Origin of the sequence: Streptomyces poriticola, assembly GCF_036689765.1 — a bacterium.
GTDB classification, from domain to species: Bacteria; Actinomycetota; Actinomycetes; order Streptomycetales; family Streptomycetaceae; genus Streptomyces; species Streptomyces poriticola.
On sequence record NZ_JBAGKH010000007.1, the window covers coordinates 37,517 to 54,902 of the forward strand.

The window sequence follows — 17,386 nt, forward strand, 5'->3', positions numbered from 1 at the left end:
TCGGGTGCTCAGCGGCCGGCGTCCGCGCGTACCGCGTCCAGCAGCGCGCGCAGCCGTGGTGAGGCGGCCAGTTCCTCCAGCGTGACCGGGCGGTCCTCGGCGTCGGCGATCGGCAGTCGCCAGTTCGGGTACTGGTCCCAGGTGCCGGGGAGGTTCTGCGGGCGGCGGTCGCCGACCGCGTCGGGCAGCCAGATGCCGACCAGGCGGGCGGGGGTGGCCAGCAGATAGCGGTGGAGGGCCCGGATCCCGGCCTCCTCGGCGGCGGTGTCGGCCCCGCCGCCGGTGCCGCGCAGCAGGCCGAGCCGGGCGAGCAGGGCGAGCCACTCCCCCGTGTCCGCGGCGGCCTCCGCCCGCTCCGCCTCGACCGGGCGGGCGAGCAGTCCGAGGCCGTCGCGGAGGTCGACGTGGCCGCCGGTGAGGCGGGCGGCGGTGGGCGGCAGGTCGTGGGTGGTGGCGGTGGCCAGGCAGTCGGCGCGCCAGCGGTCCGGGGGGAGCGGGCGCCCGTCGCCCTCCCAGTCCCGCTCGAACCACAGCACCGAGGTGCCGAGCACTCCGCGCTCGCGCAGTGCGTCGCGCACCCCTGGCTCGACGGTGCCGAGGTCCTCGCCGATCACCACGGCCCCGGCGCGGGAGGCCTCCAGGACCAGGATCGCGAGCATGGCCTCGGCGTCGTACCGGACGTAGGTGCCCCCGGTGGGCGGGTGGCCCTGCGGGACCCACCAGAGCCGGAACAGGCCCATCACATGGTCGATGCGCAGCGCACCGGCGTAGCGGAACAGGGTGCGCAGCAGGTCGCGGAAGGGGGCGTAGCCGGACTCGGCGAGCCGGTCGGGGCGCCAGGGCGGCAGCCCCCAGTCCTGGCCGCGGGCGTTGAAGGCGTCCGGCGGGGCGCCCACCGACATGCCGGCGGCGAAGTGGTCGCGCTGCGCCCAGGCGTCGGCGCCACCGGGGTGCACGCCTACGGCGAGGTCGTGCACGACGCCGATCGGCATGCCGGACGTGCGGGCGGTGTACTGGGCCGCGCTGAGCTGGGACTCGGTCAGCCAGGCCAGCCAGCAGTGGAAGTCGACCCGGTCCATGAGCCGGGCGCGGGCCCGGTCGGTCGCGCGCGAGCGCGGATCCTGCAGTCCGTCCGGCCACTGGTGCCGGTCGGAGCCGTGCGCCTCGGCGAGCGCGCACCAGGTGGCGTGGTCCTCCAGGGCCCGGCCCTGCTCGGCGAGGTAGTCGCAGTAGGCGGCTCGGCGGCCGGGGCCGAGCGGCACCGCGTGGAGCACTTCCAGCGCCTCGCGCTTCAGCTCCCACACCGCGTCCCGGTCGATGAGGGCGCCCTTCTCCAGTACCGCACCGCGCAGCCGCCCGGCCCGCTCCAGCAGGGTGCGCACGCGGTCGCGGCCGGGCTCGTCGAGGTAGGCGAACTCGGGGACGTCCTCGATCCGCAGATGGACGGGGTCGGGGAACCGGCGGGAGGAGGGCCGGTACGGCGAGGGGTCGGTGGGGGCGCCGGGTACGGCTGCGTGCAGCGGGTTGACCTGGACGAACCCGGCGCCGAGAGTGCGCCCGGCCCAGGCGGTCAGCTCGGCGAGGTCGCCGAGGTCGCCCATGCCCCAGGAGCGGCGGGAGAGGAGCGAGTAGAGCTGGACGAGCAGCCCGTACGAGCGTCCGGGCGGGCCGGGCAGCCGGGGCGGGGCGACGACGAGGTGGCAGTGGGCGGTGCGGCCGTCGGGTGCGGTGGCGGTGAGCCGGTGCACGCCGGGCGGGAGGTCGCCGGGGCCGCCAGGGCGGACGGCGCGGGTGGCGCCCTGCGCGACCTCGCGCGTCGCCGTGCCGCCCCGCGCGGTCCGGTCCGGCGCGGTGTCGTCAGGGGCGACCTCACCCCGCACGATCTCGCCCTGCGCGATCTCGCCCCGCCAGGTGTCGCCCTGTTCGGTGTCGATGCGCAGCCGGGTGCCGTCAGGCAGTGCGGCCCAAGGGGCCGGGGCGCCGCCCCCGCTCCAGCGGACCACGGTGGGCGGCAGCAGGCGGGCGCGTAGTTCCGCTTCGCGCGCGGTGAGCGCGGCGCGCACGGCCCGCGGGCTGCCGGCGTCGACGCCGAGGGCAGCCAGAGCGAGGGTGACCGCGGTGGCCGAGGCCGCCACGGTGCGGTCCGGGGAGGGACTGTAGGAGGTGGCGACGCCGTGCAGTGCGGCGAGCCGGGACAGATCCTCGCCAAGGGGCTCGGCCGGCCGGGCAGCGGTCATCTACGACCTCGCAGCAGTCGTCTAGGGCCTGGTGGGTTCCGGGACCTCGAAGGAGGGGGCGCCCTGCTCCGGCACGACCGCCGTGAGTTCGGGCGAGGACTCGCTGGTCAGCGGCATCGCGTCGGCGAACGGCGACTCGCTGGTGAGGGGCTCGGCGTCGGGCAGCGGCGGCTCGCTGGTGAGCGGCGCCTCGGCGCAGGTGCTCTCGGCGCTGAACGCGCACATGTCGATACTGTCGGTGTCGGCGGACGGCTCCGCCACGGGTTTGGACGGAGCCGGAAGCGGACGATATGCCGTTGCAGTCACGGGGTCTCCTTGTCGAGCACGGCTTCTGCGGTCCGTTGCAGCCCTACCCAGCGGACGCGAGGGCAGACGTAACCGAGCGGACAACGTGCTCCTGCTCACATTCTTCCCCGGTATCGGCTCGGCGGATCAGGGCAATTCCGTCACTGGAGGCACCGTCGTTGACACGTTCGGTGGACGAGTGGTGGGCTCGACCTCTCTGTGATGACTCTGTTACCCGGACTTGACCGCCGGGACGGGATGCCGGAAGTCGAGCGATCAGGAGGGGGCCGTGCAGTCACGGCGCAGGAAGGGGGCGGCGGCCCTCGCTCTGGCCATGCTGGCGGGTGCACTGGGCGGCGCACCGGCCGCGGCGGCTCCGTCGGCGCCGTCCGTACCGCCGTCGCCGGGCACCACCGGGACGACGGAGACGGCGGCCGAGACGGGTGAGTCGGCGGAGGCGGAGGTCGCGGTCTGGCCGCGTCCGCAGTCCCTGCGGGTGGACGGCGCCCCGGTTCCGGTTCCGGAGGAGGCCGCGCTGTTCCTCGGCGCGGGAGCCGATCCGTACGCCGTCGAGGCGCTGCGCGCGCTGCTCGGCGGGGCGGGCGTCGGCCGGATCACCACCCCGGCGGCGGGCGAAGGGGCGCCCGCCGGGGCGCTGGTGGTGCGCATGGACACCGAGCGCCCCCTGGGTGACACCCGGCAGGGCCTGCCCTCCGGCGGCTACCGGCTGACCGTCGAACGCGACACGGTCACCACGATCACGCTGACCGGCGCGGGCCAGGACGGGCTGTTCCACGCGGTGCAGACGCTGCGCCAGCTGATCCGCGCCGACCGCACCATCCCGGCCGTGACCGTACGGGACTGGCCGGGCACCGCTGTCCGCGGCATCGCCGAGGGGTTCTACGGCACCCCCTGGACCCACCGGCAGCGGCTTGAGCAGCTGGACTTCCTGGGCCGCACCAAACAGAACCGCTATCTGTACGCGCCGGGCGACGACCTCCACCGGCAGGCGCGCTGGCGCGAGCCCTATCCGGCGGACCAGCGGGCCCGGTTCCGCGAGCTGGCCGAGCGGGCCCGGCGCAACCACGTCACGCTCGCCTGGGCGGTGGCGCCGGGGCAGGCGATGTGTTTCTCCTCGGACGACGACGTACGGGCTCTGACGCGGAAGCTGGACGCGATGCGGGCGCTGGGCTTCCGGGCGTTCCAGCTGCAGTTCCAGGACGTCAGCTACAGCGAGTGGCACTGCGCGGCGGACGCCGAGCGGTTCGGGTCGGGTCCCGGGGCGGCGGCGCGGGCGCAGGCGCGGGTGGCGAACGCGGTGGCCCGGCACCTCGCCGAGCGCTACCCGGAGGCCGCCGACGTGACGGTGATGCCGACCGAGTACTACCAGGACGGCGCGACCGACTACCGGCGGGCGCTGGCCACGGCGCTGGACGGATCCGTGCAGGTGGCCTGGACCGGGGTGGGCGTGGTGCCGCGGACCATCACCGGGCGGGAGTTCGCCGAGGCTCGGAAGGTCTTCGGGCACCCTCTGGTGACCGTGGACAACTACCCGGTCAACGACTACGCGCCCGGCCGGCTCTTTCTCGGCCCCTACCAGGGCCGCGAACCCGCCGTGGCCACCGGCTCCGCCGCGCTGCTCGCCAACGCGATGGAGCAGCCGGAGGCGTCCCGGATCCCGCTGTTCACCTCGGCCGACTACGCCTGGAACCCGCGCGCCTACCGGCCGCAGGAGTCCTGGCGGGCCGCGATCGACGCCCTCGCGGACGGGGACCGGCGCCGCGAGGAGGCGCTCACGGCGCTGGCCGGCAACGACGCGTCGTCGGTGCTGGGCGCCGAGGAGTCGGCGTATCTGCGACCGCTGCTGAAGGCGTTCTGGCGGGAGCACGCAGGACAGACCTCCGACGGGCGGACGGCTGACGGGCGGACGGCTGACGGGCAGGGGCCCGACGGACGGGCCTCCGGTGATCGGGAGGCCGGCGCGGGCGCCGGCACGGCGGAGCAGCGGCTGGCCGAGGAGTTCGCCGTGCTGCGCGAGCTGCCGGGACGACTGACGTCCGGTGCGTCCGGTGCGCCCGGTGCGTCCAGTGCGCCCGGTGCGTCCAGTGCGCCCGGTGCGTCCGGCGCACTCGGCGCCGAGGTCGCCCCGTGGTCGCGGCAGTTGGCCGGGTACGGCGACGCCGGCCGGACCGCGCTGGAGATGCTGCGGGCCCAGCGCGCGGGTGACGCGGCCGCGGCCTGGACGGCGTACCGGAGCCTGGGCGCGCAGCGGGAGCGGCTGGCGTCGGCGCGGGTGACGGTCGGCAAGGGTGTGCTGGACCCGTTTCTGCAGCGGGCGCAGAAGGCGTACGCGGCCTGGGCGGGACTGGACCGGGAGCCGGCGGCGAGCGCGGGCGAGGCGGAGGACGGCCGCACGGTCCGCTTCCCGCGCGCGCGTGCGCTGTCCGCGGTGACGGTGCTCGCCGAACCCGGGACGCGCGGCGAGGTCGAGGTGCATGTGCCCGGCGAGGGCTGGCGCCGGACCGGGGCGCTGGACGCGAGCGGGGCGACGGAGGTGGCGCCGGGCGCCGCCGGGGCCCGGGCGGACGCCGTCCGGGTCACCGGCACCGACCCGGGCCGGCTGCGGCATGTGGTGCCGTGGTTCGCGGACGCGGCGGGCGCCTCGCTGGAGCCGGCCCGCACCGAGACGGACACCGAGATCGGCGGCAGCGAACGGCTGACGGTCCGGCTGGGCTCCCAGCGCCCGGAGGACGTGCGGGGCAGGCTCACCGCCGAGGCTCCCGAGGGCGTGGACGTGCGGGTGCCCGAGGACCCGTTGACCCTGCCGCGCGGCCAGGAGGTGGACGTACCGGTCGAGGTGAGGGTGGCACCGGGGACACCGGCGCGGTCGTACGACGTACGGCTGTCGTTCGGGGACGCGACGCGCGCGCTGACGGTCCGCGCCTTCCCGCGCACCGCGGGGCCGGACCTGGCCCGCGGCGGAACCGCGACCTCATCGGCCGACGAGACGCCCGACTTCCCGGCGTCGGCGGCGAGCGACGGCGACGCGGAGACGCGCTGGTCGTCCCCGGCGGAGGACGGCGCCTGGTGGCAGGTGGAGCTGGCGCGGCCGGTGCGGTTGGGGCAGGTCGTGCTGCGCTGGCAGGAGGCGTATGCGTCGGCGTACCGGATCCAGGTGTCGGAGGACGGCCGCCGCTGGCGCACGGCGGCGTCCGTGCGGGACGGCCGGGGCGGCCGGGAGTCGGTCCGGATGGACGCGCGGGACGTGAAGTTCGTACGCGTGCAGGGCGAGAAGCGGGCGACGCGGTTCGGGTACTCGCTGTGGTCGGTGGAGGCCTACGCGGTCGCGGAGTGAGCGAGGATCCGGGCGGGGTGCCTGTGCCGCCGGCTCCTCGCGCCTCCCCTCGCCCGACTATGCACTCAGTACATATCCTGAGTGCATAATGGGGCCATGAGCACCCGTCACATCCTGCTGGGGCTGCTCGCCTCGGGGCCCAGCCATGGCTACGACCTCAAGCGACGCCACGACGAACGCTTCCCGCAGGCCCGTCCGCTGGCCTACGGGCAGGTCTACACGACCCTGCAACGCCTGGTCCGGGACGGCCTGGCGGAGATCGAGGGCACGGAGGCCGACGGCGGCCCGGAGCGGACGACGTACCGCGCGACGGAGGAAGGGGGGTGCGAAATGGCGCGGTGGGCCGCGGAGATCGCACCACCCGCGCCGTTCGTGGCGAACGAGCTCTTCGCCAAGGTCGTCGTCTCGATCCTGTCCGGCGGCGATCCCGCCGCCTACCTGCACGCCCAGCGCTCGGCCCACATGGAGCGGATGAGGGAGCTGACCGCGGTCAAGACGGCCCCCGGGGCGGACCCGGCCACCGTGCTCTCGGCCGACTACGCACTCAACCACCTGGACGCCGACCTCCGTTGGATGACCACGACGGCGGCCCGGCTCACCACCCTGACCGCGGAGGTCGAAGCAGCATGAGAAACGGGGACATGAGCAACGAGGACGTGAGCAACGGGAACGCGAACGACGCGGACATGAGCGACGCGGACACGAACACCACGAACACCACGGACCCGACGGGACGCGTGCCGGGCCGGCCGCTGCTCGCGGGCCGCGGCCTGGTGAAGACGTACGGCCGGTCGGAGGCCCTGCGCGGCGCCTCCGTCGAACTGCACCGCGGCGAGATCCTCGCCCTGACCGGCGCGAGCGGCAGTGGCAAGTCGACGCTGCTGCACTGCCTGGCCGGGATGGTCCGGCCGGACGCGGGGGCGGTGACCTACGACGGGGAGCGGCTGGACGCACTGCCGGAGAAGCGGCTGAGCGAGCTGCGCCGCACCGACTTCGGCGTGGTGTTCCAGTTCGGTCAGCTGATCCCGGAGCTGACCGCGCTGGACAACGTGGCGCTGCCGCTGATGCTGGCGGGCACCGGGCGGGCCGAGGCGCGGGAGCGGGCCGGGCAGTGGCTGGAGCGGTTCGGGGTGCGCGGGCAGCAGGAGCTGCGGCCGGGCGAGATGAGCGGGGGTCAGGCGCAGCGGGCGGCGCTGGCCCGGGCCCTGGTCACCGGCCCGAAGGCGGTGTTCGCGGACGAGCCGACCGGTGCGCTGGACTCGCTGGCGAGCGAGCAGGTGATGACGGCGCTGGCGCACACGGCCCGCGAGTCGGACACGGCGGTGCTGCTGGTCACGCACGACGCCCAGGTGGCGGCGTACGCCGACCGTGAGGTGCGGCTGCGGGACGGGATCGTGGCGGCGCAGGAGGTGACGGCATGAGCGCGGGGCTGCGGTCGGACGCCCGGCTGGCCTGGCAGCTGGTGCGCGGCTCGGACCGGCGGGAGTGGTGGCGGATCGCGCTCACCGCGGCGGGCGCGGGTCTCGCGACGGGCTTCGCGCTGGCGGCGGTGACGCTCGCCTCGGTGCGCGGCCGCTGGTCGGTGTCGCTCGCCCACGGCCTGCTGGACGAGCCCGGTACCCGGGCGGGGGTGATCACCGGCCTGCTGCTGTTGCTGGTCCCGGTACTGGGCTTCCTCGGCCAGTGCGCCCGGATCGGCGCCGTCCACCGCGACCGGCGGCTCGCGGGACTGCGGCTGGCCGGGGCGACGCCGTGGCAGGTGCGGCGGATCGCGGCACTGGAGACGGGGCTGGCCTGTCTGGCCGGGTCGGCCGTGACGACGGTCTTCTCGGTGCTGCTCCTGCTGCGGCTGTGGAGCAGGCCGACCGCGCTGACCTGGACGGGCATCACCCTGGTGGCCGTGCTGGTCCCGGCGCTCGGCGCGCTGGCGGGTGCCCTCGCCCTGCGCCGGGTGGTGGCGTCCCCGCTGGGCCGGGTGCGCCGGGTGCGGCCGGCGACGGGTCGCGGGCCGGGGCGGCTGTTCCTGGCCGGGCTGCTGGTGCTGGCGGTGGCGGCGGTGCCGGCGGTGACCAGTACGGCCGCCGGTTCCGGCAACCGGGACCGGGCGGAGGGCCCGCTGACCGTGTTCGGCCTGGTCCTGGCCGTCGGCGCGGGTGCGGTGTGGCTGGCCGGGGCCGTCTCCTGGCTCACCGGGCGGCTGCTGGCGGCGCGCACCGGACGCCCGGCGACGCTGATCGCGGCGGAACGGCTGCGCGACGACCCGTGGGCGGCGTCCCGCACCCATGCGGCGGTGCTGCTGGTGACCGCCGCGGGCACGGCGTTCCTGTGCATCCGCCACGCGATGCTCGTCCGGCTGCGGGCCGACCCGCCGTTCGCGGCGGACACGGACTTCTACACCACCGGCCTGGACCTCACCGGAGCCGCGGTCCTCGTCGCGCTCGCGATCACCCTCTCCGGCCTCGCGGTCGGCACCGCGGAGTCCCTGTCCACCCGCCGCCGCGCCCTGGCCGCGCAGGTCGCCGCGGGCGTGCCGCGCACGGTCCTGCGCCGTGCCCTGCTCCTGGAGACGGCCCTCCCACTCGCCCCCGCCCTCCTCCTGGCCGGCGCGGGCGGCACGGCGATCGGCACCTGGTACGCCAGCCTCGGCAGCACCGGCTCCCTCCCGCTCACGGCCTTCCTGGTCCCCCCGGCCGTCTACGCCCTCTGTCTCCTGTCCGCGGCAACGGCCCTGCCGCTGCTGGGGCGGTCGGTGGGTCCGGGGGAACTGCGGTACGCGTAGGGGCGAAACACACGGCCGCTCCCTTGAACGGGCCGCGCCGCGCGCACGTTAGGGAGCGTGGAGCAGGGCTGTCGCCCGATCGTCCTGCTCCCTCTCCCGCAACGCCGCCGCGACCGATTCGAGGAGTACCCGCCCATGAGATCCGCGCCGCCCCTGAGCGACCGACTGACGGACCACCAGCCCCTCGTCCTCGGGCTGTTCCGCATCGTCCTCGGTCTGCTGTTCGCCAGCGAGGGCGCCGCCACGGTCTTCGGGGTCCTGGACCGGGAGAGCAGCCCGGTGGGCGACTGGCCGTTCTGGTACGCCGGGGTGATCGAGCTGGTCTGCGGGGCCCTCGTCCTCCTCGGCGTCGCCACCCGCAGCGCGGCGTTCCTCAGCTCCGGCATCATGGCCTTCGCCTACTTCACCGAACACCAGCAGGACGGCCTCTTCCCCCTCCAGAACGGCGGCCTGTCGCCGGCCCTGTTCTGCTGGGGCTTCCTGCTGCTGGTCTTCTTCGGCCCGGGCGCGCTGTCGGTGTCGGGGCTGGTGCGCGGGGCCGATGCCCCGCGGCGCGGCCTGACGGTGCGGTGAGCTCCGGGTCCACGTTGCCCCGTAGACATCGAGCCTTCTCAGAGCGGCTGCTGACCGGGGGAGGAGGTGGCGTCGCACAACGCACGAGGCTCCTCGTCGTGTTCCCGTTCCTGCCGACCGCGCGTACCTCGGCGCCTGCGCTTGGGTGACCACCCCGATCGGACGGCTTCCCGGCCGGGACCTCACCACGACACAGCAGACGGCCAACCGGGCCCTGTCAGCGGCGCGGGCGCCGGTCGAACGAGGCATCGCGAGACTGGTCCGACTACGCCGTGAGAACACCGCGGTTGTAGCGAAGAGTCCACACGACCACGGCGACGAGAAGTGCTGTCATGACGGACGTTACGCCGACGGAACCGGTAGCGGCGAAAGTGCCGCCGAACCCGGCCACTCCCAGAGCCGCACCCACTGCGAGGCTGGTCTCCTGGAGGGCTGCGGCGCGTGCGACGTCCCTGGATGGAACGCTCCCGAGCAGGTACGCGTCTCCGGACGCCATGGAGACCCCCACTCCCAGGCCGATCAGGAAGCTGGCGGGCCACAGGCCGACAAAGGCGGCTACGACGAGACCGAGAGCGCACGTGGCCAAGCTGACCTGCAACATGTGCACGGGAGAGAACCGGGCCTGCAGTTTATGGAAGGCGAACCCTCCGAGCGACACCCACAATGCCAGAACAGAAACCGGCAGAATGGACAGCAGGGAGTCGGCCTCCGAGCTGAAAAGGAAGACCGATCCGGTGTAGCACGCCGAACCGGAGACGAGCGCCAGCGAACAGGCACCCAGCCGGGAGAAGGGCAGCATTCGCACATCGATGAGCGGGTCCCGGGAGCGGAGTTGACGCAGGCAGAACACTGCCAGGATGCCGCAACCGGCGAGGGTCGCCAGCACGCGCCCAAGTGCCTCGCCATGACTTTGCAGACCTGCCACGAAGAGCCCGAAGCCAAGGAAAGCCAGGAGTGAGGAAGCGACGTCGATCTTCGTGGACGCGGCCTGCCCCAGATCGATGTCGCGCAGCAGCAGCGCCGCAAGCCAGCCGCAGAACAGAGCGATCGCAGCCGGCAACCAGAACAGCAGATTGTATGCGCCGATATCAACGATCGCCCGGCCGAGCAGTGGTCCCGCGCCGGCTCCGATGCTGTACGTGGTGATCCACAGGGAGTAACCCAGCGTGCGCTCCGCGGTGTTCGGCAGCCCGCCGATGACCGAGGCAACGCTGGAAACGATCAGCGCGTACCCGAAGCCCTGCACGAACCGAGTCGCCGTCCATGACGTCGGTGAATCCAGTAGCGCCGGAGCAGCACCCGCGACCGCGAACACGAAAAGCCCGATCGCCAATGTCACGCCGGGGCCCATCCGCGCACCCAGGCGGGACCCGAGGACAACACATGAGGCGAGGGCGATCGTGTATCCGTCGATGAACCACAGACGCCAAGAATCGGTCAGTACGGGCAGGTCATAGGCGATCGAGTTGAACAGCGTGGAGTCCACACCGCCGAGGAACATGGGAACTAAGAGAAGTGGAAAAAGAACCCTCTTGGACACAGTGGGCCGCACTGGCGAAAGGGTGCTTCCGGACATGGCAGACCTCGTCTTGGTAGGCGATCTGTGATGAGTGAAGAAAGAACCACCTAAGACGGTTCGAACCACCTGAGAAGGTTCTACCATGGCTCTACTTCAGGAGCAACCGGCCGGGTGGTCCTGCTCGTTCTCCGAGGTGAAGGACGAGAACGGCCTTCGCGTGCGGTCTCGGAGCCGGCGGCGAGCTGGGCCGGGCACACGCCGCGGGTGGGTCAGGACGAGCAGGTCCTGACCCACCCGCGGAGTCGTCGATGTCGCCGCGCGTCACATCGGAGAAGCCGGCGCTGACGGTCCGTCGCCGCCGACCACGTCGCTCAAGTGGACGGAAACTCGCGGTTGCTGAGGTGCTGCGGACGCGGCTTGGGTGCGGAGAACGGGGCCTCCAGTGTGTTCTCCACGCTGTTGTACACAATGAAGATGTTGGAACGCGCGAAGGGCGAGAGGTTCCCGTTGGAACCGTGAAGCAGGTTCGAGTCGAACATCACTGCGGATCCGGCAGGACCGGTGATCTGCTCGATCCCATGCTCCTCGGCCATTCGCCTCAGGTGCCGCCGGTCCGGGGAGCCGACAGAGGGACTGGCCACACGGAGCGACTCCTTGTGGTAGTCCTGCGGCGTCTCCCCCACCGTGGGAATGAACGACTTGTGGGTACCCGGAATGACCATGAGCGGCCCGTTGAACGGGTGATTCTCGGTCAGCGAAATCGAAACACTGAACGCACGCGGCCGGGGCATGCCGTCCTCGGAATGCCAGGTTTCGAAATCAGAGTGCCAGTGGAACGGAGCACCGCCGAAGCCGGGCTTGTAGTTGACCCGGCTCTGGTGGATGTACACATCCGAGTCGAGAACCTGTCGAGCGATGTCGGTGAGCCGGGGGGACCGAAGCAGTTCGGCAAAGAGTTCGCTGACCTTCTCGACCTCGAAAACGGACCGCACCTGATCAGAATCCGGCTCCAGAATCACGCGCTCACTCGCGCACAGCACCGGATCCTCGCCAAGTCGCTGCAGTTCGGCAAGGAAGATCTCCACCTCCTGCACGGACAGCAGGTCGTCGAGGACCAGGTAGCCACTGGACTCGTACTGATTCAACTGCTCGCTGCTGAGCGGGCCCTGAGCCTCTCCCCACACCGTCGGATCGGTCCGCGGCCGGGGGACGGGCTCACCGAGGATTCGAGTCGGATACAGGTCGGGGCGCACAGTGGTGCTCATGTGTCGATCTCCTTCGCGGGTAGTGGCAGCTGGGTTCACCCATGCCCGGGCCTGGTTCTCGAGGCGCGTCGGCGATGCGAGAGCTGGACGACCCGGGTCCTGCATCGCCGGCCCCTCTCGCCGGTTCGTTCTCCAGCTGTCTCGATGCTGCGAGCTGTCACACCGCGAAGGAAGAGAGGGCGGGTGGACTGAAGCGGTCCTGGCCTATTGAGGCCCGTGGCGGAGAGACGCTCGAAGTCTCGACTCGCCGGTGCCGGTGCACCCGCGCCGGCACCGCATCCCCGGCCCACAGAACACCCCATGCCGGTTCCATCGCGCTTGCCCTGAGCAACGAAACCAGCTAAGGTGGTTCCATGTCCGTCGTATACATACCCGAGTTTCGCCTTGGCAAGGTGCTGGCGACCAGCTTCACGGCGACTCTGACGGAGCGTTGCGGCGAGCCGGTGGAGCGCATTCCCGTGCCATCCCGACTCGTGGACTGGTTGGCCGTATACGGGCTCGCGGTCGACTCCTGCACCGAGTCCCAGCTCAACCACGCTCGAGAACTGCGGGAGTCGATTCACGCGGCTGCCACCGCCGTCGCGAAGCAGGCCCCCCTTCCCGCCCCGGCCATCCAGGTGATCAATGACTGCAGTACCCACGGCCAGGCCTCGCCGGTCCTGACGCCCGAGGGCAGCTGGGGGTGGCGGCTGAGTTCTGGTTCCGTGGAAGACGCTCTCAGCGTGGTCGCCGCCGATGCGATCAGCATCATCGCGGGAGAGCGATCCGGGAAGATCGCCTTGTGCGCATCGCCCACATGCCGGGCCGCGTTCTTCGACACCAGCCGAGGCCGCACACGCAGATGGTGCGAGATGAACACGTGCGGGAACCGCGAGAAGAAGGAGCGCTTCCTCGCCAACAAGCGCAAGAGCTCAAGCCCTGCCCCCTGACCACCATCACTTGTACGGGGGAAACCTCAACCCCCTGCGCATCATCGAAAAGCTCATCCGCAAGTGCGCATTACGCCGCCTCCTTCCCCGTTACCCCTGCGTATCTCGCTCACCGGGTCCTGCCGACTCGTATCGAGGAAGAGAATGGGAACAGGACAGGAAGGCCGTACCATATGGTGGCGTTTATGCGTGATCACTTCCCGAGAAATTCGCAGCTCAAGCTGCTCCTGGTGATGCCTAGCCACCGACTTGTGCGAAAGGGCTCCGAGTTGGGGTTCCGCATCTGGTCGATATGGGATCCGTCGCAGCTGGAGGCCGACTTCGCGCCTCGTGTCGAAGAGGTCTCCGAAGAGCTGCTGCTCACCGATTTCTCCGACGAGGCCGGGCTGCGCGAGACCATCGCGAGGACTGCGCGACGCCATGGCATCGACGCCGTGCTGCACGGCGGACACGGCGACCCCGCCCGGTCGGTGGTCCGGGAGGCATGGCAGTTGGGTCTGTCCGCGAACCCGCCGGCGGTGTACGAACGCCTCCGGTTCCTCGAAGGGGACGGACAGGAACCCGCATCGGCTCCCAGAGTAGGCGTCGAGACCCTGACCGTGAACGGGAACCACAACGTGGTGGGAATGACGGCTCAACGCACCACGGGACCACCGCACTTCCACGTAACGGGCTACCTCCATCCGGCGCCGTTGACCTGTTTCGAACGCCGCACCATCGAGGCGGCGGTTCAGGAACGGCTGACGGCGAGCGGGTACCGTTCCGGCCCCGCCCACACGATGGTGGCGCTGCTGCCCCAGGGGCCGCGGATCGTGTCCTGTCGCCCGTACCTGGGTGCCGACGGCATCCCCCTGCTCTGCGAGATCGCGCGCGGATTCGACCTGGAGGCGGCGGTCCTCTCCGGCCTCCTGGGCCACCACCCGATCGTGCCGGACGCGTACCAGTACGCGGAGATCGGCTTCTTCCTGCTGCCCGAAGGGCAGTTGGAGACGCTCACCGGCATGGAGGACATCGCCGTGACCCCGTGGGTGCGCGGCGCCCGATTCCCTTACGCCGTCGGCGACTTGGTCGCTCCTGTCGGCGATCCCCGCGCACGGCGCGCCTATGTGGTCGTGGAGGGGGACACCCCGGAGCTCACCCGCGAGCGGATCGCCAAGGCCCGAGGTGACCTGGTCGCCCAACTCCGGTAGGCAGTGCACTGAAGCGCGCCGGGCGGCCATGCCCCCCTCCCGGGGCACGCGAAAGCCACAGGGAGGGGACGGCCCGATCGTCCCTGGCGCATGCTCCGCAAGGGTGATCTAATTTTTCGGTCTGATTCCCACCGCTGACGGGAGAAGGCAGGGTGCGGGCCGTGACGACAGAGAACATTCAGGGCTACGCGGGTAGCCGACCGAAGTTCGCAGTACTGGGGTCTCTGGAAGTCAGCGTCGAAGGCGAACTCCTGCCCCTCAACGGTGCGCTGCAGCAACGCGTCCTCGTGATGCTGCTCCTGGAAGCCGGGCGCGTCGTGCCCATCTCCCGCCTGATCGAGGCCGCTTGGCAGGAAGAACCGCCGGACAGCGCCGAGCACCAGGTGCGCAAGACCGTTGCCAAGCTGCGCAGCCGCATTCCGCACGGCCACCACCTCATCGTCACCGACGGGTCAGGGTACCGGGCGGTCGTCGACACCGAAGAACTCGATCTACTCCGCTTCCAGCAGCTGTTGGGTCAGGCGAGGACGTCACTGGACGCGAGAGAGCAGGAGCAGGCGGTCGCGCGGTTCCGGGAATTGCTGGCGCTGTGGCGGGGGCCGGTGCTTTCCGGGTCCGGCGGCCGTGTGGTCGACGCCGCTTCGACCGCGCTGGAGGAGCAGCGGCTCACCGCCGCAGAGCAGCTCTACGGTCTGCTCCTGGACACGGGCGAGGCCGCCGGGATCACGGGCGAGCTGCGTGCCCTGGTCGACGAGCACCCCCTGCGCGAGACGCTGCGCAGCCGGCTCATGCTCGCCCTCTACCGTTCCGGGCAACAGGCCGCCGCCCTGGACGAGTTCAACCGAGCTCGAGAGCAACTCGCCGACGAGCTGGGCATCGACCCCGGCGCAGAGCTGACCGGACTCCACGAACGTATCCTGCGCCAGGACCCGTCGATCTCCCGCCCGGAGCGCGCCGCGGCCCCTGCCGCCGCGCACCAGGAGACCAAGGCTCCGCACGCACTGCCGTTCGACGTGCCCGACTTCTCCGGCCGCAGCTCCGAGCTGCAGTGGATCTGCCGGACGGCCCGCCGCTCCCAGGAGGGCTCGCCGACGGTCCTGGCCCTCGACGGCATGGGCGGCGGCGGCAAGACGACCCTCGCCGTCCGGGCAGCGCACCAACTGGCCGAGCAGTACCCGCACGGCAATCTCTTCATCGACCTGCACGGCTTCACGCCGGGCCAGACGCCGCTCAGCCCGTTTCAGGCACAGGGCGATCTGCTCGCGGCCGCCGGCATTCCCAGCGAGGAGATCCCGACGGTACCGGCGGGACGGGCCGCGCGGTGGCAGTCCTACATGCGGGGCCGCCAGATGCTCGTCGTACTGGACAACGCCGCCTCGTCCGAGCAGGTGCGGGAGTTGATCCCCGCCTTCTGCGACAGCCTGGTCCTGATCACCAGCCGCCCGCGACTGACGGGGCTGGACGGCGCCGAGTGGCTCTCCGTGGGCGCCCTTCCGGAGCTGGACAGCCACCAGATCCTGCGTAACACCCTCGGTGCCGAACGCGTCGAGAGGGAGCCGGACGCAGCCCGTGAGCTCCTGCGGCTGTGCGGCGGGCTCCCGCTGGCGGTCAGGATCGCGGCAGCGCGTCTGGCGAACCGTCCGCGCTGGACCGTCCAGCGACTCGTCGAGCGGCTGCGGGACCACAACCGGCGTCTGGACGAACTCTCCAGCGAAGGGAGGGGAGTCGCGAGTGCACTGCTGCTGTCGTACCAGTCCATGCCGCTCGAGCAGCGAACCGCCTTCCGGCTTCTGGGCCACCACCCGGGACGCTATCTGGACGCCGACGAAGCCGCCGCGCTCCTGGACACCGACGCCCTGACGGCCGAGGACGTACTGGAAGAACTGGTCGACATCCGTCTCCTCGAGGCCAGGGAGCCAGGGGTGTACGCCCTGCACGACCTGGTGCGCAGCTTCGTCCAGCGGGTCGCGCAGGGTGAGCGGGCACCGGAGGACGGGCAGGCGACGGAGCGACTGCTCGACCACTACCTGCGCACCGCGGAACTCGCATGCGACACACTGTTTCCCGGGCGGCGCCGCGTCGGAAGAACCGACGAGGAAGGCACGCCCCGCAGCGATTTCGGCCACAAGGACAGGGCGCTCCAGTGGCTCGACCAGCACCGCGAGAGTCTGCTGGCGGCGGTGGACGCCGCTTACGACGAAGGGCTGCTGTGGCATGCCGCGCGACTGCCACGCGAGTTGGGCTTCCACTCCAGCATTCGCGGCTACGACGCCAGTGCCAACGTAGCGCTGGAGAAGGGTGTCCAGGCGTCCGCTCGGCTCGGCGACCGGTCGCTGGCCCGGCTGAACCTGATGAACCTGGCCATGGGCAAGTGGCGGCTGGGGCAGCTGAGCGTCGCGGTCGCCCGCCTCGAGGAAGCCGTCGACCTGTCCCGGCAGATGGAGGACGAGCACAGCGAGACGGAGTGCCGGGCCCGCCTCGGGCAGGCGTACAACAGCATGGGGGAGCTGGAGCGCGCACTGCTGCTGAGCCAGGAGGCCAGCAAACGTGCCCAGGAGCTCGGTTTCACCCGGCTCGACGGTTCTTCGCTCAGCATGCTGAGCCTGATTCAGGTGCGGCTCGGGCGGTTCGAAGAGGCGGTGGAGTCGGCGGAGCGGGCGGTGGCCATCTTCGACTCGATCAAGGAGGTTCAGCTCTCCGTGTCCGCGCTGAGCTATCTCTCCCAGGCGATCGAGGGCCTGGGCCGCTTCGAGGAGGCGCTCGCTCGGACCGACGCGGCACTGGAGCGGTGCCGCCGCATGAACATGCTCGCGGAGTTGCCGCTCGTCCTCGCCCGCAGGGCCGACGTACTGGTGCGCATGGGCGAGCTGGAGGCGGCGGCGGACAGCTCCGACCACGCACTCGCCAAAGCCACCAGCAGTACCGGCGACATCCACCGGGCCGCCGTGCACCTCTCGGTCGGGCGCGTTAGGTACGCACGGAGTGACCTGGACACGGCGAAGGAGCACCAGCTTCTGGCTCATGAGATCGCCTGCCGTATGGAGCTGCGCTATGACGAGGCGTGCGCGCTGTGGGGCCTCGCCCGTACGGCGGAGGCTCAAGGGGACGCGCAGCTGGCCCGGGAGCACCGCGCAGCGGCGGACAACCTCTTCTCTCTCATGAAGGTGCCGGAAAAGGCACGGTGAGCCGGGTGCGCCGGGCGGCTCACGGCGCGGGGAACGGGCGGGTGTCAGGAGGGGAACGAGCCAGGAAGA

Annotated in this window: 12 protein-coding genes and 1 pseudogene; 9 read left to right on the forward strand and 4 right to left on the reverse strand. The window is 71.8% G+C overall.

Annotated features, from left to right (window positions below; all coding sequences use genetic code 11):
* Positions 1-8 precede the first annotated feature (8 nt).
* Together malQ and V5O46_RS13440 are read right to left on the reverse strand one after the other, a co-directional pair.
* Positions 9-2,237 carry a 4-alpha-glucanotransferase gene (gene malQ / locus V5O46_RS13435; protein WP_332884797.1) on the reverse strand — a complete coding sequence of 743 codons (2,229 nt, stop codon included), beginning with the start codon at positions 2,235-2,237 and terminating at the stop codon, positions 9-11.
* 21 nt (positions 2,238-2,258) lie between these two features.
* Positions 2,259-2,543 carry a hypothetical protein gene (locus V5O46_RS13440; RefSeq protein ID WP_332884798.1) on the reverse strand — a complete coding sequence of 95 codons (285 nt, stop codon included), beginning with the start codon at positions 2,541-2,543 and terminating at the stop codon, positions 2,259-2,261.
* A 268-nt stretch (positions 2,544-2,811) separates the two neighbouring features.
* Between V5O46_RS13440 and V5O46_RS13445 the strand changes: the two genes are divergently transcribed.
* The 6 genes and pseudogenes from V5O46_RS13445 to V5O46_RS13470 all read left to right on the forward strand — a co-directional run.
* On the forward strand, positions 2,812-5,877 hold the full coding sequence (locus V5O46_RS13445; RefSeq protein ID WP_332884799.1) for a beta-N-acetylglucosaminidase domain-containing protein: 3,066 nt from the start codon (positions 2,812-2,814) through the stop codon (positions 5,875-5,877).
* Positions 5,878-5,973: 96 nt separating this feature from the next.
* Complete coding sequence (locus tag V5O46_RS13450; protein WP_332884800.1) at positions 5,974-6,507, forward strand: PadR family transcriptional regulator; 534 nt, start codon at positions 5,974-5,976, stop codon at positions 6,505-6,507.
* Positions 6,508-6,518: 11 nt separating this feature from the next.
* A complete protein-coding gene (locus V5O46_RS13455) occupies positions 6,519-7,298 on the forward strand; it encodes an ABC transporter ATP-binding protein (protein WP_332884801.1) in 780 nt (259 codons plus the stop codon).
* Complete coding sequence (locus V5O46_RS13460; protein ID WP_332884802.1) at positions 7,295-8,656, forward strand: FtsX-like permease family protein; 1,362 nt, start codon at positions 7,295-7,297, stop codon at positions 8,654-8,656. The genes V5O46_RS13455 and V5O46_RS13460 overlap by 4 nt, the downstream gene beginning before the upstream one ends.
* A 135-nt stretch (positions 8,657-8,791) precedes the next feature.
* Positions 8,792-9,229: a DoxX family protein gene (locus V5O46_RS13465; RefSeq protein WP_332884803.1), complete on the forward strand. Its 438-nt coding sequence runs from the start codon at positions 8,792-8,794 to the stop codon at positions 9,227-9,229.
* Positions 9,230-9,329: 100 nt separating this feature from the next.
* A pseudogene (locus V5O46_RS13470) lies at positions 9,330-9,488 on the forward strand (transposase family protein); the annotation flags it as partial.
* A gap of 6 nt (positions 9,489-9,494) precedes the next feature.
* Here V5O46_RS13470 and V5O46_RS13475 read toward each other — a convergent pair.
* Both V5O46_RS13475 and thpD read right to left on the reverse strand, forming a co-directional pair.
* On the reverse strand, positions 9,495-10,715 hold the full coding sequence (locus V5O46_RS13475; RefSeq protein ID WP_332884804.1) for an MFS transporter: 1,221 nt from the start codon (positions 10,713-10,715) through the stop codon (positions 9,495-9,497).
* A 404-nt stretch (positions 10,716-11,119) separates the two neighbouring features.
* Positions 11,120-12,013 carry an ectoine hydroxylase gene (gene thpD / locus V5O46_RS13480; protein WP_332884805.1) on the reverse strand — a complete coding sequence of 298 codons (894 nt, stop codon included), beginning with the start codon at positions 12,011-12,013 and terminating at the stop codon, positions 11,120-11,122.
* Positions 12,014-12,366: 353 nt separating this feature from the next.
* On the opposite strand from thpD, the gene V5O46_RS13485 reads away from it, so the two are divergent.
* The 3 genes from V5O46_RS13485 (at position 12,367) to V5O46_RS13495 (ending at position 17,317) form a co-directional block, all read left to right on the forward strand.
* Positions 12,367-12,942, forward strand: a complete 576-nt coding sequence (locus tag V5O46_RS13485) for a CGNR zinc finger domain-containing protein (protein WP_332884806.1) — start codon at positions 12,367-12,369, stop codon at positions 12,940-12,942.
* Positions 12,943-13,127: 185 nt separating this feature from the next.
* Positions 13,128-14,132: an ATP-grasp domain-containing protein gene (locus V5O46_RS13490; RefSeq protein WP_332884807.1), complete on the forward strand. Its 1,005-nt coding sequence runs from the start codon at positions 13,128-13,130 to the stop codon at positions 14,130-14,132.
* Between the two features lie 161 nt (positions 14,133-14,293).
* Positions 14,294-17,317, forward strand: a complete 3,024-nt coding sequence (locus V5O46_RS13495) for an AfsR/SARP family transcriptional regulator (RefSeq protein WP_332884808.1) — start codon at positions 14,294-14,296, stop codon at positions 17,315-17,317.
* The last annotated feature ends 69 nt before the right edge of the window (positions 17,318-17,386 follow it).

Bases quoted from the DNA above. Each gene is read 5' to 3' on its own strand.
- malQ (WP_332884797.1), bottom strand. From the start codon at position 2,237: ATGACCGCTGCCCGGCCGGCCGAGCCCCTTGGCGAGGATCTGTCCCGG.
- V5O46_RS13450 (WP_332884800.1), top strand. From the start codon at position 5,974: ATGAGCACCCGTCACATCCTGCTGGGGCTGCTCGCCTCGGGGCCCAGC.
- V5O46_RS13455 (WP_332884801.1), top strand. From the start codon at position 6,519: ATGAGCAACGAGGACGTGAGCAACGGGAACGCGAACGACGCGGACATG.
- V5O46_RS13460 (WP_332884802.1), top strand. From the start codon at position 7,295: ATGAGCGCGGGGCTGCGGTCGGACGCCCGGCTGGCCTGGCAGCTGGTG.
- V5O46_RS13465 (WP_332884803.1), top strand. From the start codon at position 8,792: ATGAGATCCGCGCCGCCCCTGAGCGACCGACTGACGGACCACCAGCCC.
- thpD (WP_332884805.1), bottom strand. From the start codon at position 12,013: ATGAGCACCACTGTGCGCCCCGACCTGTATCCGACTCGAATCCTCGGT.
- V5O46_RS13485 (WP_332884806.1), top strand. From the start codon at position 12,367: ATGTCCGTCGTATACATACCCGAGTTTCGCCTTGGCAAGGTGCTGGCG.
- V5O46_RS13490 (WP_332884807.1), top strand. From the start codon at position 13,128: ATGCGTGATCACTTCCCGAGAAATTCGCAGCTCAAGCTGCTCCTGGTG.